This window comes from Rhodococcus sp. AB351 (assembly GCF_049538275.1).
GTDB lineage: Bacteria > Actinomycetota > Actinomycetes > Mycobacteriales > Mycobacteriaceae > Rhodococcus.
Genome location: NZ_JBMVFW010000017.1, coordinates 41,105 through 63,533 on the forward strand (window position 1 = coordinate 41,105; position 22,429 = coordinate 63,533).

Annotated in this window: 20 protein-coding genes; 6 read left to right on the forward strand and 14 right to left on the reverse strand. The window is 68.9% G+C overall.

Annotation, left to right across the window (positions count from 1 at the left end):
• Window position 1: 1 nt before the first annotated feature.
• Entirely contained in the window at window positions 2-877 is an 876-nt protein-coding gene (locus ACPCXD_RS20965) for a hypothetical protein (RefSeq protein WP_258260964.1), read from the reverse strand.
• A gap of 58 nt (window positions 878-935) precedes the next feature.
• A complete protein-coding gene (locus ACPCXD_RS20970) occupies window positions 936-2,171 on the reverse strand; it encodes a metal-dependent hydrolase family protein (RefSeq protein WP_423661092.1) in 1,236 nt (411 codons plus the stop codon).
• 219 nt (window positions 2,172-2,390) lie between these two features.
• On the opposite strand from ACPCXD_RS20970, the gene ACPCXD_RS20975 reads away from it, so the two are divergent.
• Complete coding sequence (locus ACPCXD_RS20975; protein ID WP_160875671.1) at window positions 2,391-3,032, forward strand: hypothetical protein; 642 nt, start codon at window positions 2,391-2,393, stop codon at window positions 3,030-3,032.
• 37 nt (window positions 3,033-3,069) lie between these two features.
• On the opposite strand, the gene ligA is transcribed toward ACPCXD_RS20975, so the two are convergent.
• From ligA to ACPCXD_RS21005, 6 genes are all read right to left on the reverse strand, one after another.
• Entirely contained in the window at window positions 3,070-5,178 is a 2,109-nt protein-coding gene (ligA, locus tag ACPCXD_RS20980) for an NAD-dependent DNA ligase LigA (protein ID WP_423661093.1), read from the reverse strand.
• Between the two features lie 37 nt (window positions 5,179-5,215).
• Window positions 5,216-6,241 carry a methionine synthase gene (locus ACPCXD_RS20985; protein WP_423661094.1) on the reverse strand — a complete coding sequence of 342 codons (1,026 nt, stop codon included), beginning with the start codon at window positions 6,239-6,241 and terminating at the stop codon, window positions 5,216-5,218.
• On the reverse strand, window positions 6,238-7,317 hold the full coding sequence (gene mnmA / locus ACPCXD_RS20990; RefSeq protein ID WP_060651430.1) for a tRNA 2-thiouridine(34) synthase MnmA: 1,080 nt from the start codon (window positions 7,315-7,317) through the stop codon (window positions 6,238-6,240). The genes ACPCXD_RS20985 and mnmA overlap by 4 nt, the downstream gene beginning before the upstream one ends.
• Window positions 7,314-8,549 carry a cysteine desulfurase family protein gene (locus tag ACPCXD_RS20995; RefSeq protein ID WP_423661095.1) on the reverse strand — a complete coding sequence of 412 codons (1,236 nt, stop codon included), beginning with the start codon at window positions 8,547-8,549 and terminating at the stop codon, window positions 7,314-7,316. The genes mnmA and ACPCXD_RS20995 overlap by 4 nt, the downstream gene beginning before the upstream one ends.
• Before the next feature lie 172 nt (window positions 8,550-8,721).
• Window positions 8,722-9,678 carry an electron transfer flavoprotein subunit alpha/FixB family protein gene (locus ACPCXD_RS21000; protein ID WP_016696288.1) on the reverse strand — a complete coding sequence of 319 codons (957 nt, stop codon included), beginning with the start codon at window positions 9,676-9,678 and terminating at the stop codon, window positions 8,722-8,724.
• Between the two features lie 45 nt (window positions 9,679-9,723).
• The gene (locus ACPCXD_RS21005) at window positions 9,724-10,509 is read right to left on the reverse strand and encodes an electron transfer flavoprotein subunit beta/FixA family protein (protein ID WP_016696287.1); all 786 of its coding nucleotides are present in this window, start codon (window positions 10,507-10,509) and stop codon (window positions 9,724-9,726) included.
• A gap of 223 nt (window positions 10,510-10,732) precedes the next feature.
• On the opposite strand from ACPCXD_RS21005, the gene ACPCXD_RS21010 reads away from it, so the two are divergent.
• Genes ACPCXD_RS21010 through ACPCXD_RS21025 form a run of 4 tightly spaced genes read left to right on the forward strand, consistent with a single transcriptional unit; the run spans window position 10,733 to window position 14,863 of the window.
• On the forward strand, window positions 10,733-11,533 hold the full coding sequence (locus tag ACPCXD_RS21010; RefSeq protein WP_229565131.1) for a class I SAM-dependent methyltransferase: 801 nt from the start codon (window positions 10,733-10,735) through the stop codon (window positions 11,531-11,533).
• 26 nt (window positions 11,534-11,559) lie between these two features.
• Entirely contained in the window at window positions 11,560-13,080 is a 1,521-nt protein-coding gene (locus ACPCXD_RS21015) for a 1,4-alpha-glucan branching protein domain-containing protein (RefSeq protein WP_229568357.1), read from the forward strand.
• Window positions 13,077-14,324 (forward strand): glycosyltransferase family 4 protein, encoded by a 1,248-nt coding sequence (locus tag ACPCXD_RS21020; protein ID WP_229565133.1) that lies wholly within the window; start codon window positions 13,077-13,079, stop codon window positions 14,322-14,324. Before ACPCXD_RS21015 ends, ACPCXD_RS21020 begins: the two co-directional genes overlap by 4 nt.
• A complete protein-coding gene (locus tag ACPCXD_RS21025) occupies window positions 14,321-14,863 on the forward strand; it encodes a GNAT family N-acetyltransferase (RefSeq protein ID WP_229565135.1) in 543 nt (180 codons plus the stop codon). Before ACPCXD_RS21020 ends, ACPCXD_RS21025 begins: the two co-directional genes overlap by 4 nt.
• A 13-nt stretch (window positions 14,864-14,876) precedes the next feature.
• On the opposite strand, the gene ACPCXD_RS21030 is transcribed toward ACPCXD_RS21025, so the two are convergent.
• Window positions 14,877-16,379 (reverse strand): amidase, encoded by a 1,503-nt coding sequence (locus ACPCXD_RS21030; RefSeq protein WP_229565136.1) that lies wholly within the window; start codon window positions 16,377-16,379, stop codon window positions 14,877-14,879.
• Between the two features lie 34 nt (window positions 16,380-16,413).
• Complete coding sequence (locus ACPCXD_RS21035) at window positions 16,414-17,172, reverse strand: acyltransferase (protein ID WP_160875687.1); 759 nt, start codon at window positions 17,170-17,172, stop codon at window positions 16,414-16,416.
• Window positions 17,173-17,265: 93 nt separating this feature from the next.
• Here ACPCXD_RS21035 and ACPCXD_RS21040 point away from each other — a divergent pair, with 93 nt between their 5' ends.
• A complete protein-coding gene (locus ACPCXD_RS21040; protein WP_423661096.1) occupies window positions 17,266-18,582 on the forward strand; it encodes an outer membrane protein assembly factor BamB family protein in 1,317 nt (438 codons plus the stop codon).
• Window positions 18,583-18,607: 25 nt separating this feature from the next.
• Here ACPCXD_RS21040 and ACPCXD_RS21045 read toward each other — a convergent pair whose 3' ends face one another.
• The 4 genes from ACPCXD_RS21045 to ACPCXD_RS21060 are packed head-to-tail and all read right to left on the reverse strand — an operon-like array spanning window position 18,608 to window position 22,420.
• On the reverse strand, window positions 18,608-19,765 hold the full coding sequence (locus ACPCXD_RS21045) for a THUMP-like domain-containing protein (RefSeq protein WP_423661097.1): 1,158 nt from the start codon (window positions 19,763-19,765) through the stop codon (window positions 18,608-18,610).
• Complete coding sequence (locus ACPCXD_RS21050; RefSeq protein ID WP_088897159.1) at window positions 19,766-20,743, reverse strand: class I SAM-dependent methyltransferase; 978 nt, start codon at window positions 20,741-20,743, stop codon at window positions 19,766-19,768.
• A gap of 53 nt (window positions 20,744-20,796) precedes the next feature.
• Window positions 20,797-21,576, reverse strand: a complete 780-nt coding sequence (locus ACPCXD_RS21055) for an enoyl-CoA hydratase-related protein (RefSeq protein ID WP_016696277.1) — start codon at window positions 21,574-21,576, stop codon at window positions 20,797-20,799.
• A 10-nt stretch (window positions 21,577-21,586) separates the two neighbouring features.
• Window positions 21,587-22,420, reverse strand: a complete 834-nt coding sequence (locus ACPCXD_RS21060) for an NUDIX hydrolase (RefSeq protein ID WP_423661098.1) — start codon at window positions 22,418-22,420, stop codon at window positions 21,587-21,589.
• Window positions 22,421-22,429: the final 9 nt, after the last annotated feature.

Sequence of the window (22,429 nt, forward strand, 5' to 3'; positions counted from 1 at the left end):
GTCACTTCCTCTTCGTCAGGACGCCGATGTCACCGGGTCCGAGCAGATCGTGCATGTCCACCACGGCCCGTACCCCGATACCGGGGTCGACGGGGTTCACGTCGCCGATGATCACCGACCGGTTCTCACCGAGCGCGACGAGCCGGTCGAGCAGCGTGGCGCGTTCGACGTCGTCGGCGATCCGATCGATCCGGCCCACCACCAGCAATGGAGGACGCCGGGTGTTCGCCACCGAGATCCGCAGGAGCAGTTGCTGGAGTTCGGGGAGGTCGTCGACGAATGCCTCGAGCGGTGGCAGCGGTACGTCGCCGAAGATCTCCTCGCACATCTCGGCGACACCGTCCTCACGGACCCGCGGAACGAACTTGTACCACGGGGAATCCCACCGCTTCTGCTCGGTGACGAGATCGCGCACGGTGACCGACGGGCGTACCTCGTCGAGCTCGTTCATGCACGCGATCGCCGACCGCGCGATGATCTTCTGCGGCCTGTCCTCGCCGAGAACCGTCAGCGATCCCCGGGTCAGTCGCATGCGACCGCACAGAGCCATGAGCAGCGCGGTCCGCGCAGCACCGGCCTGCGCGGCCAGGACCGTCACTCCCCCGGCGTCGAGGTCCAGGTCGAGGGGGCCGAAGACACGGCCCCAGGGTCCGTGGAGTTCGATCCCGCGCGCCGACACGAGTGTGCCCGGCGTCTGCCGTGCGGTTGCCCGCTGCACGACCGGAGTGCCGTACGGCGGAGTTTCGAGATCATCCGGTTCGGCTGTGCCCACCCGTGTTCCGCCGTAGTTTCCGCCCGCGACGAAGGGATCCTCGAGTTGCTCGTCCGACAACTCGTCCCAGGCCTCTGCGTCGCTGTGCTGTCCGTAGTGAGTCACCGACCGTCCTTGCGCCGAGCGAGTGGGGCGTGGTGCCGTGTCCGATGCGCTGCCACGGTCACAGGCTGTTCTTGACGACGTGGCCGTTCTTCACGATGACCGACAGGTTCTTTGCCGGATCGGCGATCAGACTGAGATCCTCGAGCGGGTTGCCGTCGACGAGAAGCACGTCCGCCCAGGCGCCCTTGTCGATCACACCCCATCGGGCCTGACGGTAGGGATCGCGTTCGCCCGCGAGCCGGAAGAGTTCGGCGTTGCCGGAGGTGAGCATCCTTAGCGCATCGAGATTGCTGTAGTGGTCGCCGAGCCGCGCGGCCATCTCGCTCTGGCGCGGCGCGATCTGCGGCTCGAGCAGCAGATCGGTCCCCCAGGCGGTCTTCACGCCGTGCTTCTGCGCCCACTCGTAGACGTGGTCGGTGCCGGTGCAGATCTGCTTGTCCTTCTCCGCACGGTCCGGATCGGGATAGTGGTGATCGCCGAGCGCGAAGGGCTGCATCGACAACCACACCTCCTTCTCCGCGAGCAACGCGACGGTCTCCTCGTCGGCGAGGTGGCCGTGCTCGATCGACTTCACCCCGGCCGCGACCGCGCGGCGGATCCCGGTGACGTTGTAGACGTGGGTGGCCACGTACGTGCCGTAGTCGGATGCGGCCTGGACCGCGGCCCGCAGTTCCTTGTCGATGAACTGGACGGTGTACAGCGGGTCGTACATGGACGCGGCTCCGCCGCCGACCATCAGCTTGATCTGCGATGCGCCCTTCTTGAGCTGCTCGCGCACGGCTGCGAGGACCCGGTCCTCACCGTCGGCGACCCGCATGAAGCCGATCTGTTCGGCGCGGGCCTGATCCCCACCGAGGGCTGTGGGGCATTCGTAGACGAAGCCGAAGTCGCCGTGCCCGGCCGTCTGCGAGATCGCGGCCTGGGACGGGTAGATCCGGGGTCCGTCGAACAGTCCTCGGTCGATCACCGACTTGATGCTGCCGGTGTCGCCGGCCATGTCGCGGACGGCGGTGAAACCGCGCAGCAGCATGTTGCGGGCCTCCGCGAGGCCGTTGAGCGCAATGTGCGCTTCGCTGCCCATCACCATGTCGATGTAGGAGTTCGCGTTGCCGACGAGGTGGACGTGCGCGTCGGACATGCCGGGCATGAGAACCCGCCCGCCACCGTCGATCACGTCGGTTTCGCGGCCGGGTTCGTCGCCGATCGGCGATGCGGACACGGCCAGGATGCGGTCTCCGTCGATCAGTACGTCGCCGGTGACGAGTTCTCCGGAAACTCCGTCGAAAACTCGCACATTACGAAAAAGGAGGCGATGTGTGGACTTACCGGTCTCCGTCATGGCTGGGACGCTAACGCGCATCGAACACGGTTTCTTACCAACCGACAAGTTTCCGGTCCAATTCACCCCGGCCATTCACCCTTTTTATGAAATATACTCTGACCTGCACCTATCTGATCGGACAGTTTCTTCCGAAAACGCACAAATTTCCAATCTCGGACTTATACTGCGCCAATGCTGATTCACCCGACATTGCGCATGCAGTCCTGGGGATTCGTCATCGGGGCCGTCCTGTTCGCATTGGGTTCGGCGCCCGGAATTGCGACGCTTCTCGGCACCGCCGGTGCAAATACTTCGTTCTTCGTGGGTTCCTGGTTCTTCACGGGTGCAGCATTCGTCCAATTGATGCTCAGTGGGCCGGCCACCGTCACGGACAAGGGCAGCCCGGCGATCCGCGCCGACTGGCTCGCGTCGCTGATCCAGTTCATCGGTACGCTGCTGTTCAACGTCAGCACGGGAGCCGCACTGCACGCCCACACCGTCAAGGGTGAGAAGCACCTGGTGTGGAACCCCAATCTCGAAGGGTCCCTGTGCTTCCTGGTGTCGAGCGCGATCGCGTGTGCAGTCCTCTGGCGAGCGGGCTCGCATTGGGCGCCGCGCTCGAAGGACTGGATCAGCGGGTGGCTGAACATGCTCGGGTCGATCGCTTTCGGGGTCTCCGCCGTCGGTTCGTTCGTCCTCGACGACGGAAACACTCTCGATCCGAGCCTTGCCAACACCGGCACGTTCGTCGGCGCGATCTGCTTCCTGCTCGCCGCGGCGGTGTTCCTCGGCAGGCGCAGCGCCGAGGAACGCGAATCCGCAACAGCCTCCTGAGAATCCGCCGGCAGGGCACCTGCCGGCGGAGAGCGTCTCAGTTCTCCCCTTCGCGCCCTTCGAGATAGGCGCGAGCGGCGTCGGGCCCCCCGTCGAGCAGGATCCGGAAACCGTCCTCGTCGAGCACGGGTACTCCGAGATCGGCGGCCTTGTCGGCCTTCGAACCCGGATTGTCGCCGATGACGACGAAAGCCGTCTTCTTCGACACCGATCCGGCGGCCTTGCCTCCACGCGCGAGGACGGCCTCCTTGGCCTGATCGCGGGAGAATCCCGCGAGCGTGCCCGTGACCACGATCGACAGTCCTTCGAGGGTCCGCGGAATGGATTCGTCGCGTTCGTCGGCCATGCGCACGCCCGCTGTCGCCCACTTGTCGACGATGGCGACGTGCCAATCGACGGTGAACCAGTCGGTGACCGCCGCGGCGATCGTCGGTCCGACGCCCTCGACGGCCGCGAGCTCGTCGACGGACGCGGCCCGGATCCGGTCGAGGCTGCCGAACTCGGTGGCCAGCGCACGCGCAGCGGTCGGTCCGACGTGCCGGATGGACAGGGCGACGAGCACGCGCCAGAGCGGTTGTTCCTTCGCCTTGTCGAGGTTCTGCAGCAGGCGTTCGCCGTTCTTCGACAGCACGCCCTTGGTGGTGCGGAAGAACGGGATGCGTTCGAGGTCGTCCTTCGTGAGCGAGAACAGGTCGCCCTCGTCGACGATGATCTTCCCCTCGAGCAGTGCCGTGGCCGCCTCGTAGCCGAGCGCTTCGATGTCGAACGCTCCCCGGCCCGCGACGTGGAAGACCCGTTCGCGCAATTGCGCCGGGCACGACTGCGAGTTGGGGCAGCGCAGGTCGACGTCGCCCTCCTTCGCCGGGGCGAGGGTGGTACCGCATTCGGGGCACTGCGAAGGCATCTCGAAGGCGTACTCGGAACCGTCGCGCAGGTCGACGACCGGGCCGAGCACTTCCGGGATCACGTCGCCGGCCTTGCGGATGACCACGGTGTCGCCGATGAGCACGCCCTTGCGCGCCACCTCGGACGCATTGTGGAGCGTCGCCAGCGAGACGGTGGACCCGGCGACGGTGACCGGCTCCATGTAGGCGAAGGGTGTCACGCGCCCCGTGCGCCCGACGCTGACGCGGATGTCGAGGAGCTTGGTGGTGACCTCCTCCGGCGGATACTTGTAGGCGATCGCCCACCGCGGGGCGCGGGACGTGGCACCGAGGCGGCGGTGCAGCCCCATGTCGTCGATCTTGACCACCAGGCCGTCGATCTCGTGTTCGATGTCGTGGCGGTGTTCGCCCCAGTAGCGCATCCGCTCGACGACCGCCTCGGCGCCCTGCACGCGAACGGTGTGCGGGGAGACGGGCAGACCCCAGGCCGCGAAGGCCGCGTAGGCGTCGGACTGCGAGCGGGGTTCGAAGCCCTCCATGCGACCGTAGCCGTGGCAGTACATGCGCAGACGCCGGCGCGCGGTGACGGCCGGGTTCTTCTGCCGGAGGGAACCCGCGGCGGAATTGCGGGGATTCGCGAAGGGCGGCTTGCCCTCGGCCACCAGCCCGGCGTTGAGGGTCTGGAAGTCCTCGAGCCGGAAGAACACCTCACCGCGCACTTCGAGCAACGTCGGAATCGGGTATTCGTCGCTGCCGGTGAGCTTTTCGGGAACGTCGTCGATCGTGCGGGCGTTGAGGGTGACGTCCTCGCCCGTGCGACCGTCGCCGCGGGTGGCCGCGCGGACGAGTTTGCCGTTCTCGTAGACGAGACTCAGTGCCACACCGTCGATCTTCACCTCGCACAGATAATCTGGGTGGGTGCCGGTCTCGACCTCCGCGCGCGAGAGCCACGCGCGCAGTTCGTCCTCGTCGAAGACGTTGTCGAGGCTGAGCATGCGTTCGAGATGCGCGACGGCACCGAACTCGGTGGCGAAGCCGCCGCCGACCAGCTGGGTGGGCGAATCCGGCGTGCGGAGTTCGGTGTACTGCTCCTCGAGTGCCTGCAGTTCGCCGAGAAGCGCATCGAACTGACCGTCGGAGATGATGGGGGCGTCGCGCACGTAGTAGCGGAACTGATGCTCGCGCACCTGTTCGGCGAGATCCTGCCAGCGCTCACGCGCCTCCGGAGGAGCGGTGATGGGTGCGTCCGTCGGTTCACTCACAGCCTGCAAGCCTAGTCGAGGGGACCGACCGGAATGCTCAGAGTGTGTCGGCTTCCTCGGCGAAGGCCGACGCGACGTCGCGCAGCGAACGCAGAGCGGCCCGTGCGCCCTCCGTGGAGGCCGAGGCCAGCCCGCAGACCGGGCTCACCGCCACCGATTGCAGCACCTTCCGAGGGAACCCGAGCCGATCGATCAGCTCGACGGCCGGTGCCGCGTACTCGCGCCAGCCCGTCGAGGCCGACGCGGTGGCGGGCACGAGCCCCAGGATCGGGACCGTGCCGGAGTCGAACAGTTCGCCGAGTCCGTCCAGGTCGGAGCGTCGCACGCGTCCGACGTCGAAGGCGACCGCATCGGCAGCGCTGCGCCGCAGGAAGTCGGCCGGGAAGGTCCCCGCGCAGCAGTGCACGGCGACGGAGAGCCCGGTGCCACGGATCGTCGTGTCGAGCACGTCCAGCGCTTCCGGGTCCGGCACGGCCGGGACGGTCTCGAGGACGGTCCGGCCCTTCAGCGTTCCGGCCAGCACGTCCGGCAGCGACGGCTCGTCGAGTTGCGCGACCACCTGCACCCCGAGCCGGCGGGTGATCTCGGCGGCGTGTCGTGCCAGGCCCTCCGCGAGCGATTCGGCCAGGTCGCGGACGGCGCCGCGGTCGGTGAGCACCCGTCGTCCCGTGGCGAGTTCGACATGGGCGGCAAGAGTGAGCGGCCCGGCGGCCTGCACCTTCACGGGGCGGTCGGCGTCCAGCCCGGCGCGTTCCCAGGCCTCCTCGAGAGCATCGAGGTCCTGGGCGAGCAGGTCGCGTGCCCGGGCGGCCACGCCGCCGCGCCGCGACACGAGGCGGTACCCGGTGGTCGAGGTGTCGAGGTACATGTCGACGAGCAGAGCGCTGACCCGCCCGATCATGTCGGCACCGAGGCCGCGCGCCGGCAGTTCGACGAGATGCGGCAGGTCGGTGAGTTCGCCGACGACGACCGCCGCGGCCTCACGCGGATCCGTCCCGGGCCACGAACCGATGCCTGTCGCGAGACCGGACCACACCTCGCGGCCGGTGGCAGGTGCCGTCACCGGTCCCCTGCCGTGATGGTGCCGCTGCCGAGGACGATGTCGCCCGCAGCGTCGGGCCGGTACAGCACGGCGGCCTGACCGGCGGCGACACCGGTGAGTGGTTCGCGCAGCGAGATCTCGATGCCCGAACCCACCGCTTCGGCGACGGCCGGAGCCAGGCCACCGTGGGCGCGGACCTGGACGACGCACTCGATCGGTCCGACAGGAGCGGTGCCGGAGGTCCACACGGCGCGCTCGGCCCGGATCGACTCGACCTTCAGCTGTTCGGCGCTGCCGACCCTCACGGTGCCGCTCTCCGGTTCGATCGCCGTGACGTAGCGGGGGCGGCCATCCGGTCCGGGCCCGGCGATACCGAGTCCCTTGCGCTGACCGATGGTGAAACCGTGCACGCCCTCGTGCTGCGCGAGCACCTCACCCGAACGGTCGTCCACGACAGCACCGGGACGCACACCGATCCGGGCGCCGAGGAAGGCGCGGGTGTCGCCCGACGGGATGAAGCAGATGTCGTGACTGTCGGGCTTGTTCGCCACCGCGAGTCCGCGTTCGGCGGCCTCCTCGCGGATCCGGCTCTTGGGGGTGTCGCCGACGGGGAACACCGCACGCGACAACTGCTCCGCGGTGAGCACGGCCAGCACGTACGACTGGTCCTTGTCGGCATCGACGGCGCGGCGCAGCACTCCGTCGTTCAACTGCGCGTAGTGACCGGTGGCAACGGCGTCGAAGCCGAGCGCAACGGCACGGTCGGCCAACGCCGAGAACTTGATCTTCTCGTTGCAGCGCAGGCACGGATTCGGGGTCTCACCCGCGGCGTAGGACGCGACGAAGTCGTCGATCACGTCCTCCTTGAAGCGGTCTGCGAAATCCCAGACGTAGAACGGGATTCCGAGCACGTCGGCGGCGCGGCGGGCGTCGCCGGCGTCCTCCTTCGAGCAGCATCCGCGCGAACCGGTACGCAGCGTGCCCGGCGCGGTCGACAACGCGAGATGCACTCCCACCACGTCGTGTCCAGCCTCGACCATGCGGGCGGCGGCGACCGCCGAGTCCACACCGCCGCTCATTGCCGCAAGAATCCTCATCTCCGGTCACCTCCTCGTCCACCAGCGCTCGCCAGTCCGGCGGCGCGAGCCCTGTCCACCACGGAAGGGAGAGTTTCGATCAGTTTTTCGATGTCATCACGGGTTGTGGTGTGCCCCAGCGAGAATCGGAGCGAACCGCGTGCCGTGATCGGGTCCGCCCCCATCGCGACGAGCACGTGACTCGCCCGCGCGACCCCGGCGGTGCACGCCGACCCGGTCGAGCATTCGATACCGGCCGCGTCGAGCAACATCAGCAGCGAATCCCCTTCGCATCCGGGGAACGTGAAGTGCGCGTTGTTGGGCAGTCGCCCCGCCTCGCGAGGACCGTTGAGGATCGCATCGGGGATCGCCGCCTCGACACCGTCGACGAGAAGATCGCGCAGGTGCGCGAGTTCGGCGGTGCGGCCGGGCAGATCCGAGGTGACCTCGCGCAGTGCGGCGGCCATCGCCACGATGGACGCGGTGTCCTGCGTCCCGGACCGCACGTCGCGTTCGTGGCCTCCGCCGTGGGCGAGCGGCACGCACGACACCTGCCTGCCGAGCAGCAGCGCTCCCACTCCCTGCGGCCCACCGAACTTGTGGGCGGCCAGGGTCAGCGCCGACAGTCCGCTCGCGGTGAAGTCGACCGGCAGATGCGCGACCGCCTGCACGGCGTCGCTGTGCATCGGGACGTCGAACTCGGCAGCGACCGCAGCGAGTTCGGCGATCGGCATGACGGTGCCGACCTCGTTGTTCGCCCACATCACGGACACGAGGGCGACCTCGTCGGCGTGGCGCGTGAGTTCCTCACGGAGCGTGGTGGGATCGACGCGGCCGGAGCCGTCGACCGGCAGCCACGTCACCTGGGCGTCCTCGTGCTCGACGAGCCATTCGACGGCGTCGAGCACGGCGTGGTGTTCGACCGCGCTCGCGAGGATCCGGCGGCGCCGGGGATCCTGGGCGCGGCGGCCCCAGTAGATGCCCTTGACGGCGAGGTTGTCGCCCTCGGTACCACCGGAGACGAAGATCACCTCGGAGGGTCGGGCGCCGAGGGCGGCCGCGATCGACTCCCGCGACTCCTCGATGCGCCGGCGCGCTGCGCGCCCCGATCCGTGCAGGGAGGACGCGTTTCCGACGGTGGTGAGGACCGACGTCATCGCCTCGACGGCCGCAGGAAGCATCGGCGTCGTCGCGGCGTGATCGAGGTAGACGGTCGTGGAGGTACCGGAGGGACCGGCGGCGGGCGAGGTCATGACCGATCCAGGATAGCGGGTCGACGCAGGTGCCCGTCGCGCTCAGGGGGTCGGCGAACGGGCGAGATCCGGCACACCCCAGGTCGAGCGGGTGGACACCCCCACCGAACGCACGCGGCCCCGCTCCTTTCGAAGGAGCGGGGCCGCGCAGGGATCGATCTGCCGGAGCGGATCAGCCCTTGTGCTTCTTGACCTCTTCGGTCAGCTGCGGAGCGACGTTGAACAGGTCGCCGACGACGCCGTAGTCCGCGATCTCGAAGATCGGGGCCTCTTCGTCCTTGTTGACGGCGACGATGGTCTTCGACGTCTGCATGCCGGCGCGGTGCTGGATGGCGCCGGAGATGCCGAGCGCGACGTACAGCTGCGGGGAGACCGTCTTACCGGTCTGACCGACCTGGAACTGGCCCGGGTAGTAGCCGGAGTCGACGGCGGCGCGGGAAGCACCGACGGCGGCACCGAGCGAGTCGGCGAGCTCCTCGACGACGGAGAACTTGTCGGCCGAACCGACACCGCGGCCACCGGAGACGACGATCGACGCCTCGGTGAGCTCCGGACGGTCGCCACCGACGATCGGATCGCGCGAGACGATCTTCACGGCGTTCTCTTCCTGGGCCGGAACCTCGACGGCCACGCGCTCGGCGGCCGCAGCCTCGGGCTTGGCCTCGATGGCGCCCGGGCGGACGGAGATCACGGGGACCTCACCGTTGGCCTTGGCGTCGACGGTGAACGCGCCACCGAAGATCGAGTGCACGGCGGAGCCGTCGGCCTTGACGTCGACGACGTCGACGAGCAGACCGGAGCCGATGCGGGCGGCGAGGCGGCCCGACACCTCCTTGCCCTCGACGGACGCGGCGGTGATGACGGCGGCGGGGCTGGTGGACTCGACGAGCGACGCGAGGACGTCGACCTTCGGGGTCACCAGGTAGTTGTCGACGTCTTCGGACTCGGCGGCGTAAACCTTGACCGCACCGGCGGCGGCGAGTGCGTCCTGCAGCGCGTCGGCGGTGCCGGGGGCACCCGCGACGACGGCGGAGGGCTCGCCGAGCACACGCGCGGCGGTGATGAGTTCGGTGCTGACCTTCTTGAGCGCGCCCTCGGCATGCTCGACGAGCACGAGTACTTCTGCCATTACTACTTCTCTCCTAGATATGTCAGATGTTGTCGCGGGGCGCGGTCAGATGATCTTCTGGCCGACCAGGTACTGAGCGATCTTGCTGCCGCCGTCGCCCTCGTCGGTGACGCGCTCACCCGCGGTGCGCGGGGGCTTCGGGGTCACACCGGTGACGGTGGACGCGGCGTTGGCAACACCGAAGATCTCGGGATCGAGACCGATCTCGGCGAGGGTGAGGGTCTGAACTTCCTTCTTCTTGGCGGCCATGATGCCCTTGAAGGAGGGGAAGCGGGGCTCGTTGATCTTCTCGGTGACCGAGACGATGGCGGGGAGCGGAGCCTCGATGCCGAAGACACCCTCGTCGGTCTCGCGCTCGCCGGTGGCCTTGCCGTCCGCGATCGTGAGCTTGCGCAGGTGCGTCAGGTGGGGCAGGCCCAGGTACTCGGCGATGATCGCGGGCACGGCGCCCACGCGACCGTCGGTGGCCTCGTTACCGGCGATGACCAGCTCGACACCCTCGATCTGGCCGAGAGCAGCGGCGATCGCGTACGCGGTCTGGATCGAGTCCGAGCCGTGCATGGCCGGATCGTTGAGGTGGATCGCCTTGTCGGCGCCCATGGACAGCGCCTTGCGGATGGCGTCGGTGGCGCGGTCCGGACCGGCGGTCAGAACGGTGACCTCGCCGCCGTCGCGCTCCTTGATGAGCAGAGCTTCCTCGACGGCGCGCTCGTTGATCTCGTCGAGCACGGCGTCGGCGGCCTCACGGTCGAGCGTGTAGTCGCCGTCGCTGAGCTTGCGCTCGGACCACGTGTCGGGGACCTGCTTGATCAAAACGACGATGTTCGTCATGGGTCTGCGTCGACCTCCTGTGTGTAGCTGCCTTTGGTCGGCAAGGCGCTGCCTGAACCGAGCACTCGTGTCTTTCGCACGGCGTGTGCGATAGATTATCAGCCGCTAAGTTACCAGTCAGTAACTTGACGGGATTCCCGGTTCACCATAGCCGTACGGAAGGACGACGAAACCTGTGATCTGGAACACCGGAGACCACCCCTCCGGGGAGAGGTCTAATGTCGTGGCGGTGAGCGACACCCCCGCCCGCGCCGACGACGCGCACACCCTCCCCCTCACCGGCGAACGGACGGTCCCCGGCATCGCCGAGGAGAACTATTGGTTCCGACGTCACGAGGTCGTCTACCAGCACTTTCTCCCCCGTTGCGAGAACCGGACCGTGCTCGAGGCCGGTGCCGGCGAAGGCTACGGAGCCGACATGATCGCCGACGTGGCAACGCGTGTGATCGGCCTCGACTACGACGAGAGCGCCGTCGCACACATCCGCGCGCGCTACCCCCGCGTCGACATGCGGCACGGAAATCTCGCCGAGCTTCCCCTCGAGGACGAATCGGTCGATACGGTCGTGAACTTCCAGGTGATCGAGCATCTGTGGGATCAGACACAGTTCCTACGTGAATGTCACCGCGTTCTCACTCCCGGCGGCGAGTTGCTCATCAGCACTCCCAACCGGATCACCTTCTCCCCCGGCCGCGACACCCCGCTCAATCCCTTCCACACCCGCGAGCTGAACGCCGCCGAACTGACCGAACTTCTCGAGGACGCCGGCTTCCGCGTCGAACTCATGACCGGCGTGCACCACGGCCCCGCGTTGCGCGCACTCGATGCCAAGCACGGCGGATCGTTCATCGACGCCCAGATCGAGCGCGCCCTCGCCGGGCAGCCGTGGCCGGACGACCTCACCGCCGACGTCGCCATGGTCTCCACCGACGACTTCGCCATCGTCCCCGAGAACATCGATGCGAGCCTCGATCTCGTCGCGATCGCCGTGAAGGACCCCGCAGCGAAGGACACCGCGCCGTGAGTGCCGCATCGTCCCGCGAGCCCGGCATGTTCGCGCTCGTCCTCCACTCCCATCTCCCCTGGCTCGCCCATCACGGCCGGTGGCCCGTCGGCGAGGAATGGCTCTACCAGTCGTGGGCAGCGACCTATCTGCCCGTCACCGACGTGTTGCGGCGACTCGCCGCCGAAGGCCGGACCCGGATGCTCACACTCGGCATCACCCCGGTACTGGCCGCGCAACTCGACGACCCGCACTGCCTCGCCGGAATGCACCACTGGCTCGGCAACTGGCAGCTGCGCGCGCACGAGGCCGCCGGCATGCGGGAGGAGTCCTACCGCGCGCTCGGCGCCCGCGAGCACCGCGCCGCCACCGCGGCACTGGAGGACTTCGAAACGCATTGGCGCCACGGCGGATCCCCCGTCGTGCGGCAGCTCATCGACGCCGACGCGATCGAACTGCTCGGTGGGCCCCTCGCCCATCCGTTCCAGCCCCTCCTCGACCCGCGACTGCGCGCCTTCTCGCTGTCCGAGGGCCTCGCCGACGCCCACGCCCGCTGGAACCATCGCCCGCGCGGCATCTGGGGTCCGGAATGCGGTTACACGCCGGGCATGGAGAACGGTTACGCCGCAGCGGGAGTCGAGCACTTCATGGTCGACGGTCCCGCACTGCGCGGCGACACCTCGCTCGGCCGCACGGTCCGCGACTCCGACGTCGTGTGCTTCGGCCGCGACCTGCAGGTCTCGTACCGGGTGTGGTCGCCGAAGTCCGGCTACCCCGGTCACTCCGCCTACCGCGACTTCCACACCTACTGCCACGACACCGGACTCAAGCCGTCCCGCGTCACGGGCCGCACGGTGCCCTCCCACGAGAAGGCCCCCTACGATCCCGAACTCGCGTCGCAGGCCGTCGACCGGCACGTCGCCGACTTCGTCGAGACCGTCCGGCAGCGACTGCGCAGCGAATCCGACCGCATCGGCCGGGACGCACTCGTCGTCGCAGCCTTCGACACGGAACTGTTCGGCCACTGGTGGTTCGAAGGCCCGCTCTTCCTCGAACGACTGCTCCGCGCTCTTCCCGAGGCCGGCATCGAGGTGGGAACCCTCGCCGATACCCGCGACCGCGGATACGTCGGCGCCTCCGTCGATCTCGAGAACTCGTCGTGGGGTTCGGGCAAGGACTGGCGGGTCTGGGCCGGCGACCAGGTCGCCGATCTCGTGCGTCTCAACGACGAGGTGGTGCGCACGACCCTCGACAGCATCGACAAGTCCCGCGAACAGAGCACGTCGTCGGTCGCGCTCCGCAACCGCGTGCACGACCAGATGCTGCGCGAAGCACTACTGACGGTCTCCAGCGACTGGGCGTTCATGGTCAGCAAGGACACCGCCGCCGCCTACGCCCGCGACCGCGCGCACAAACACGCCCACGCCCTGCGTGAGATCGCCGAGGCGGTCGACTCCGGACGCACCGAGACGGCACAGCGTCTGGCCGACGGATGGAACCGCGCCGACAATCTCTTCCCAGGACTCGACGCCCGACGACTGCCCGGACGCCACGGAGGCCCGCGATGAAGATCCTGCTCGTCTCATGGGAGTACCCACCCGTCGTCGTCGGCGGCCTGGGCAGACACGTCCACCATCTCGCCACCGAACTCGCCGCGGCGGGCAACGAAGTGGTGGTGCTGTCACGTCGTCCGACCGGCACCGATGCGTCGACCCACCCCACGATCAGCCACATCGCCGACGGCGTGCTCGTTGTGGCAGTCGCGGAGGACGCACCCCACTTCGACTTCGGCGAGGACATGATCGCCTGGACCCTGGCGATGGGCCACGCGATGGTCCGCGCCGGGATCGGACTGAGCCGCGGCGGTATCGGCGAGGGCTGGTATCCCGACGTCGTCCACGCCCACGACTGGCTCGTCGCCCACCCCGCGGTCGCGCTGGCCGAGTACTTCGACGTGCCGCTCGTGTCGACCCTGCACGCGACCGAGGCCGGTCGCCACAGCGGTTGGTTGTCGGGCCGGATCAACCGGCAGGTGCATTCCGTCGAGTGGTGGCTCGCCAACGAGTCCGACCGTCTCATCACGTGTTCGGCATCGATGCACGACGAGGTCACCGAGCTGTACGGCCCGGACCTGCCGGAGATCTCGGTGATCCGCAACGGCATCGACATCACCACCTGGTCGTACCGCGAGCGTGAGCCGCGTCCCGGGCCGGCACGACTGCTCTACGTCGGTCGCCTCGAATACGAGAAGGGTGTGCAGGACGCGATCGCCGCGCTCCCCCGCATCCGCCGCTCGCATCCCGGCACGACCCTCGTGGTCGCCGGTGAGGGCACCCAGTTCGAGTGGCTGCGCGAGCAGGCACGCGTGCACCGCGTCGCACGCTCGGTGAGCTTCCTCGGCAACCTCGACCACACCGAACTTCTCGGCTGGCTGCACGGCGCGGACGCGATCGTGCTGCCGAGCCGCTACGAGCCGTTCGGCATCATCGCCCTCGAGGCCGCAGCGGCGGGTACCCCGCTCATCACGTCCACCGCAGGTGGACTGGGCGAAGCCGTGGTCGACGGCGTGACCGGACTGTCGTTCCGGCCCGGCGACGTGGCCGGACTCGTCTCGGCGGTCCGGGAGACCCTCGACGATCCCGAGGCCGCACAGGTGCGCGCGCGGGCCGCTCGGGCACGACTGACCGACGACTTCGACTGGCGCCGCGTCGCCGAGGAGACCGCGCAGGTCTATTCGTCGGCGAAGCGGCGGGTGCGGCACCCGCTGGCCCGCCCGACGATCCCGCAACGACCACTCCCGGATCGCGGATGAACGAGCAGCACACCGTCGAGGTCGAGCGCCTCGCCCCGCACGAATCCGACGTCGCCGCCGTCACCGAACTGCTCAACGCGGTCTACGCGGTGGCCGAGGACGGCATGTGGGTGCCGGGCACCACACGGACCGACACGGACGAGATCACCCGGTACGCGCGGGAGGGCAGCATGCGCATCGCCCGCTCGCACGGCCGGGTGGTCGGCTGCATCCGCGTGGCCCCGGTCGGCGCGACGACGGCCGAGTTCGGGATGCTCGCCTCCGACCCGAAGGTCCGCGGCACGGGCGTCGGCCGCCTGCTGATCGACACGGTCGAGACGGAGTTCGCCGAGCGCGGTTTCGAGACGATGCAGCTCGAGGTGATCCGTCCGCGCGACACCTCGCACGGGTCGAAGGTGTTCCTCGACCGGCTCTACACCCGGCTCGGCTACGTGCCGGAGGAACCCGCGCCGCTCGATACGCGCCATCCGGAACTTGTTCCGGCTCTTGCGGTCCCGTGCGAGACCGTCGTGTACCGGAAGCCTCTGGCTCGATCCTGAGCCGGACTTCGGCTCACGAAGCAGCGGACAACTCGGCCGGAGCGAGCGGCGGCTGCCGATCGAACCACGGCCGCGCCTGTTCGAGTTCGCCTGCGAGGGCGAGGAGCACGCCCTCCCCACCGAGCGGGCCGACGAACTGCACCCCGAGCGGCAGACCGGACGTCGTCCAGTGCAACGGCACCGAGATCGCCGGTCGTCCGGTGATGTTGGCGAGCTGCGTGTAGGGGGTACGGCCGAGATTGTCGTCCACCACCCGATCGATGAAACCGGCCCGGGTCGCGATCCACGCGGTGCGGGTCCGCAGGAGTGCCTCGCCGGCACGTCGCATCCAGCGGGGTGTGTCGAGTTCGCCGATGCGCGACGGGGGGAAGGCGAGTGTCGGCGTGAGCAACAGATCGTAGCGTTCGTGGAACTGCGCGAGACCGCTCGCGTACTCTGCCCAGCGGGCATGTGCCGCAATGTAATCCGATGCCGAGGTCGACTTGCCCACGGCGGCGATGATGCGGGTGTCGAACTCGAAGTCCTCCGGTCGAGCCCCGGTGAGGCGGCAGGCCTCGGCGACCTCCGCGGCGGCCGTGGCGAACCACATCGTGAGGAAGTCCTCTGCGAGACGTCGTTCGTCGATACCCGTCGAGGCGGGCTCGACGTGATGGCCGAGTTCCTCGAGCACCGCGACGGCAGCGTCCACCGCGGCCTCCGCCTCCGGATCGACCGGCGTCCCGATCGGTGAGGCGGTTTCGTATCCGATCCGCAACCGCTTCGGCGCCGAGCGCGCGGCCTCCGCGTACGACTGGGCACGTTCGACGAGATACGGCCCGCCCGCGTACGGACCGGCCATGACGTCGAGGAAGGCAGCGGCATCGCGCACCGTCCGGCAGATGACCCCGTTGGTGGCCGCCCCGTGCAGCGGTTCGCCGCCGCGTATACCGGTGGGCACGAGTCCGCGTCCGGGCTTGAGCCCGAGGAGCCCGCAGCAGGCGGCGGGAATGCGGATGGAGCCGCCTCCGTCGCTCGCTCCGGCAGCGGGAACGACGCCGGCCGCGACCGCCGCGGCGGAACCACCCGACGACCCGCCCGGCGTCACCGACGGGTCCCACGGGTTGCGGGTGGCCCCGAACGCCTCGGGCTCGGTGATGCCCTTCGCCCCGAACTCGGGGGTGTTGGTCTTGGCGAACGGGACCAGGCCGGCCTCGAGCCACCGGTCGACGATCACCGAGTTCTCGTCCATCGGCAGGTCCGCGAGGACACGGGACCCGCACGAGGTCGGCTCACCGGCCAGATCCTGCCCCAGATCCTTGAGCAGGAACGGCACACCGGCGAACGGACCGTCGAGCGGTTCGCGTGCCCGGACACGGGCCTTGTCGTCGAGCCTGCGGACGACGGTGTTCAGTGTCGGTTCGACCGTGTCGAGCCGCGCGATCGCGGTCTCGAGCAGCTCACTCGCCGACACCTGCCCCGTCGCGACGAGTTCGGCCAGACCGGTCGCGTCGTGACTCCGATACTCCGAGTAGTCCATCTGCTGTCCCCCGACAGTGTCCCGGCCCGCGTCGCTACTGACGCACGTCCGCGGGCGTGTCTCCCGACTTCTTCCGTGCGATATCGGCGAGCGCCGCCTCCCGGGCGGCACGCTCGGCAGCGGCGCTCTCCCACGCCACCTTACGGTTCTTGACGACCTTGGCGGGCGAACCCACCGCGATACTGAAATCGGGGATGTCACCCTTGACGACCGCGTGCGCTCCGAGCACCGAACCGCGGCCGACCCGGGTGCCGCGGAGCACGGTCACCTTCGCAGCGATCCAGGTGTCCGGACCGATCCGGACGGGGCTCTTGACGATGCCCTGGTCCTTGATCGGGTAGGTGACGTCCTCGGTGCGATGGTCGAAGTCGCAGATGTAGCACCAGTCGGCGACCAGCGTCGACGCGCCGATCTCGATGTCGAGATAGGTGTTGACGACGTTGTCCTTGCCGAAGACGACCTTGTCGCCGATCCGGAGCGAACCCTCGTGGCAGCGGATGGCGTTGCCGTCGCCGATGTGGACCCAGCGGCCGATCTCGAGGCGCGACAGTTCGGGCGTCGCGTGGATCTCGACGTTCTTGCCCAGGAAGACCATGCCGCGCAGCACCACGTGCGGATTGGCCAGCCGGAACTTCGCCAGGCGGTAGTACCGGACCAGGTACCACGGCGTGTACGCCTTGTTGTCCAGCACCCACTTCAGAGAGGACAGCGTCAGGAATCGTGCCTGTTCGGGATCCCTTCGACGGGACCCGCGCCACCTCGCCGTCAGAGGTGCACCCCACATGCTCGTCATAGGGGCAGCCTACGGTCCGCCTCGTTCGCGGCTCACGACCCCCGGCCCGATACGCTGACACGTCGAATCTTTCGCCTGTGGAGGAGTTGAGTGATGCGGGGTGTCCTGCGGACCGCGGTCCCGGCGCTGACGGTGGTCTTCGCGCTGAGCGCGTGCGGCGGTGGGGCCGGCACCGACGACGTGTTGTCGAGTGGTGGCTGGCCGGGACGGCACTCCGATGCCCGCAACAGCAACACCGCGACCGCCGAGAGTGTCGAGGACCTCGCGCCCGGCTGGACGCGTCCGCTGGGCGGCCCGGTCGGCTCCCCCGCCGGCATCGCGGCCAACGGCCAGGTCTCCGTGACGGCCTCGACGGAGGCCGGATGCAATCTGTTCTCCTTCCAGATGGACACGGGCCGCAAGCGCTGGTGCACGCGTCTCGCCCCGGCCGTCACGACGATCACGCCCGTCTCCGACGGGGTCGCGAACATCTACGTCGGTGAGGACGGCGGACTGCTGTCGTTCAACGAGCACGGCCAGCGTCGCTGGCGTATTCCCGTGAGCGGCAGTCCCCGCAGCGCACAGTTCACCTCCGACGGAAGCCTGTTGGTGGTCACGCATTTCGGTCAGGTCAACGTCGTCGACCCGCAGACGGGGCACCTCGAGGCACCGCTGTTCGATCTCGTGCCGGTGCCGACCGTCGAGGACGGGCAGAACCTGCCGCGACTCGCGAGCGATCACGGCCTGCCGGCCTGCTTCGGTGGTTCGGAGGACTGCCCGGTCGCCACGACGCCGGCCGTCGACACCGCCACCGACCGCGTGTTCGTCACCGTGTGGCGTCCGGGTGTGGACCGATCTGCGCTCGTGGCGCTGCGCTACACGGCCGGTGACGACGCCGTGGTGTCCGAGGAGTGGTCGGTACCCGACCTTCCCGGAGGTGCGGTGACGAGTCCGGTTCTGTCCGCGGACGGTTCGACCGTCTACGTCCACGACGGGGAGGGTGCCCTGTGGGCGCTCGATGCGGAGACGGGCGAGGCGCGGTGGACCCACGAGACCGGCCGTCCCACGGCGCTCGGTCCCGCCGTCACGGAGGACGGACTGCTGCTCCTCGCGTCGGCCGACGGCAGCGCCCCGCTGACGGCGCTGCGCGACGCCGGCGACAGCGTCGAGGTCGAGTGGGAGCGGACGGACGTGGTTCCGTACGGTGCGCCGGCGGTGACCGCCGACGGCCGGGCCTATGTGGTCGTCGACGGCGATCGGGCTCTCGCAGCAGCGGTGCTCGATCTCGCGGACGGAGCGACGCTCGAGGAGGAACCCCTCGATCCCTCCACCGGACTGCCGGTCGGGACCGGTGTCGGCCCGGGCGGGGAGTTCGTGATCACGACCGTCGACGGCGACGTGGTGGTGCTGCGCGAACCGCAGTCCGTGTGAGGACAGCGAGTTCGCGCGCGGGCGGTCAGCGTGACGGCGTGCAGACGAAGGCTTCCGGCGTCCGGCCGATGCGGGTGAGCACCACGCTGAGCGAGGCCGACCCGCGCAGCTTCAGGCGCGGACGCAACACCGCTGGGTCGACGTCGACACCTCGTACGAGGATCTCGACCGCACCGCAGTCGTGGCGGGCGAGCGCCTGACGGAGCGTCTTCTCGCTGTACTTGAGACGCTCGACGATCCGGAAACCCCGTACTCCGTCGGGCAGGCTGTCGCCGGTGAGATAGGCGATCCGCGGGTCGAGTTGCCACAATCCGTGCGCGGCGGCGTAGTGACGGACGAGACCGGCGCGCACGATCGCGCCGTCGGGGTCGACGATCCACTCCCCCGGCTCCCGCTCCGGGATGTCGTCGTCCGCGGCATCGGTGATCTCGAAACCGGTGCCGTCCGAACGCAGTACCGCAGCCCGTCGCCGCACGCCGGGAGTGCTCAGCCCCGGTGAGTACAGGCACGCCTCGCGGACTCCGCCGTCGAGCGAGACGACCTCGACCTCACCGGACCAGTCGAGCGAGTCGAAATCCAGTCCGGGTGCGCACTTCACGGCGAGATCGCGGCCCGCGTAGGCGTCGAGGAGATCGGGCAGCGGTGGTTGCAGCGCCGCCGGATCGTGGGTCCGTCGCCCACCCGAACGGCGTGCGGGATCGGCGACGACAGTGGTGTCTCGCGTGACCGGACGCAGGGCGTCGGCGCGCAGGAGGTAAGCCCCGGGGACGTTGTGCGCGGCCATCGCCAGACGCACATCGTCGAGATCACTGCCGATCACGGTCTCGGCGACCCCGACGAGTTCGGTGAGTTCGGCGCCGATCGAACACGTCACGTCGTGCACTGTGCGCCCGCGCAACCGCTCGGCGCGGTGGGCCGCGACGCACGTGGGCGTGGACTGCTGCAGGGCGTCGTCGGTGAGCACCCACCCGGCGCCACCGGCGATCTTCGCCTCCGCTTTGCGCCGCAGGATGACGGTTTCGACGAGCATTCCGGCACGATCACCGAAACGCGTACGCGCCCAGCCGATGTCGGCAAGGCGCGTACGCGTCGACAGTTCCCGGTCGGCGACGCTCGCGAGAGCGTCGCGGCCGTCGTCCGACGTCAGGTACGCGACGTCGGCGAGGGTGAAGTCGTAACCCAACTACTTGCCGGGCTTCACACCGGTGATCATGACGTTGTAGAAGAAGCTGCGGGGCACGACGTGCTTGAGGACGTTCTCGTCGACCCAGCTCAACGTCTTCCAGCCGCCGAAGGCGAACTTCGCCCAGTTCCAGCCCAGCTTCTCCTGCGGGACGGCGGCCTCGAAGGTGCGCACCGGCCAGCCGAGCAGTGCTGCGGCGAACTCCTCGCTCGACGCCTTGACCTCGACGGCTCCGGCCGACGAGGCCAGCTTCTCGAGATCGGACGGATCGAAGGTGTGCAGATCGACGACGGCCTCGAGGGCGGCCGCCCGGGAGGACTCGTCGAGTTCGGTCTGCGGCCGACGCCAGTCGCGCAGGAAGGGCAGCTTGGTGATGTTGGTGGTGGCCTCCCACGTGACCCGGCCGAGCATGCGGGCGTAGAAGTTGCCGATCGTGCTGGGCTCGCCGGCGAAGACGAAACGACCGCCGGGCTTGAGCACGCGCAGCACCTCGCGCAGCGACTGCTCGACATCCGGGATGTGGTGCAGCACGGCATGCCCGACCACGAGGTCGAAGGTGTCGTCGTCGTACGGGATGGTCTCGGCGTCGGCGACGCGGCCGTCGACGTCGAGACCGAGGTTCTCGGCGTTGCGGAGCGCGACCTTCACCATGCCGGGCGACAGGTCGGTCACCGAACCGGTCTTCGCGACCCCGCCCTGCATGAGGTTGAGGAGGAAGAAGCCCGTGCCGCAGCCGAGTTCGAGTGCGCGTTCGTAGGGCAGCGGCTGGTCGCCGGCAGCGGCGACGAACCGGCCCTTGGCGTAGTCGATGCACCGCTCGTCGTACGAGATGGACCATTTCTCGTCGTACGTCTCGGCTTCCCAGTCGTGGTAGAGCACCTGGGCGAGCTTGGTGTCCCCGAGGGCCGCTGCGACCTCTTCGGCAGTGGCGTGCGGATTCGGCGCGGGGTCGACCCCGTCGGTCCTGCTGGCAGTCATGCGGTGATCCTACTCATCGGTAAGCTGCGGACAAGTGCGGGTGCCGGTCGGCATCACTCGCCGACGAACTTCGCCTTGCCCGGTCCGTTCTCGATGAACGACTCGAGGCCGATGGTGCGGTCCTTCGTGGCGAACAGCGCAGCGAAGACGTGCTGTTCGATCTTCAGCCCCGTGTCCAGATCGGTGTCGAGACCCTGGTCGATCGCGGCCTTCGCAGCGGCGAGTGCACGCGAGGCGGCGCCGGTGAACTGCCCGGCCCAGCGACGGGCAGCCTCGTAGACGTCGTCGGGGGCGACGACCTCGTCGACCAGACCGATCGACAGGGCTTCGTCGGCGCCGACGAAACGACCGGTGAAGACGAGATCCTTCGCCTTCGCCGGTCCGATGAGCCGAGCCAGTCGCTGGGTGCCGCCGCCACCGGGGATGATGCCCAGCAGGATCTCGGGCGTGCCGAGCTTGACGTTGTCGCCGACGATGCGCCGGTCGGCGCCGAGGGCGAGTTCGAGGCCACCGCCGAGGGCGTAACCGGTGATCGCGGCGACGGTGGGCTTGGGGATGTCGGCGATCGACCCGAGGGCCGACTGCAGGTCGCCGACGATCTCGCTCATCTGCACGTAGCTCAGGTCGGCCATCTCCTTGATGTCGGCGCCGGCCGCGAACACCTTCTCGCCGCCGTAGACGATCACCGACTTCACGTCGGACCGGACGGTCGCCTCGCGCGCAGCGGCCCGGATCTCCTCCTGGAGCTGCCGGTTCAATGCGTTCATCGGAGGGCGGTCGAGACGGATGGTGCCGATCCCGTCGGAGACGTCGAGGGTCACGAATTCAGCCATGGTCCTCAGCCTAGATGTCGGAGCGCTGGGCCCACGGATGAGTACCGACCTCGTAGTAGGCCTCGTCCCCGTCGAACGCGATGTGGACCGCCCCGTCGCGGCGGCTCATGATCGGCAGGATCGGTTCGATGACCGGATCCGCCGCCATGAGGTCGGCGACCGTGGCGAAGCCCGACAGGATCGACAGCTGACTCCACGTGGGCGGGAGCAGGATGCACCGGCCCGATCGCCAGTCGGCGAGGGCCTCCTCCGCGGTCTGCCACTGCACCAGATCGGTTTCGCTGGTGTTGCCGTCGGCCCGCTGTCCTTCCGGCACCGCGGCGAGGAAGAAACGCGTGTCGTAGCGGCGCCGTTCCCCCAGCGGGGTGATCCAGTTCGCCTGCGGACGCAGCAGGTCGGCGCGCAGCACCAACTGCTCCTTCTCCAGGAAGTCCCCGAAGGACAGCTCGCGCGCTTCGAGCAGACGACGCGCCTCGGCGTAGTCGCCGGTGTCGGCCACCACCGAATCCTCGGTGGGGCCGGCGAGCAGCACACCGCACTCCTCGAAGGTCTCACGCACGGCCGCGAGCACCAGCGCGCGGGCCTGCGCCTCGCCGATACCGAACCGCTCGGCCCACCAGGTCACCTCCGGGCCGGTCCACCGCACCTCGGCGTCGGTGTCCGAGGGGTCGACGCCGCCGCCGGGGAAGACGGTCATGCCGCCGGCGAAGTCCATGCCGACGACACGACGCTGCAGGAACACCTCGATGCCGCGCGCGGAGTCCCGCACGAGCATCACGGTGGACGCGTCGCGGATGGGTACCGCGGTGGGATCGAAGGTGGATGCCGAGCGATCGTTGGACATGGCCTCAAC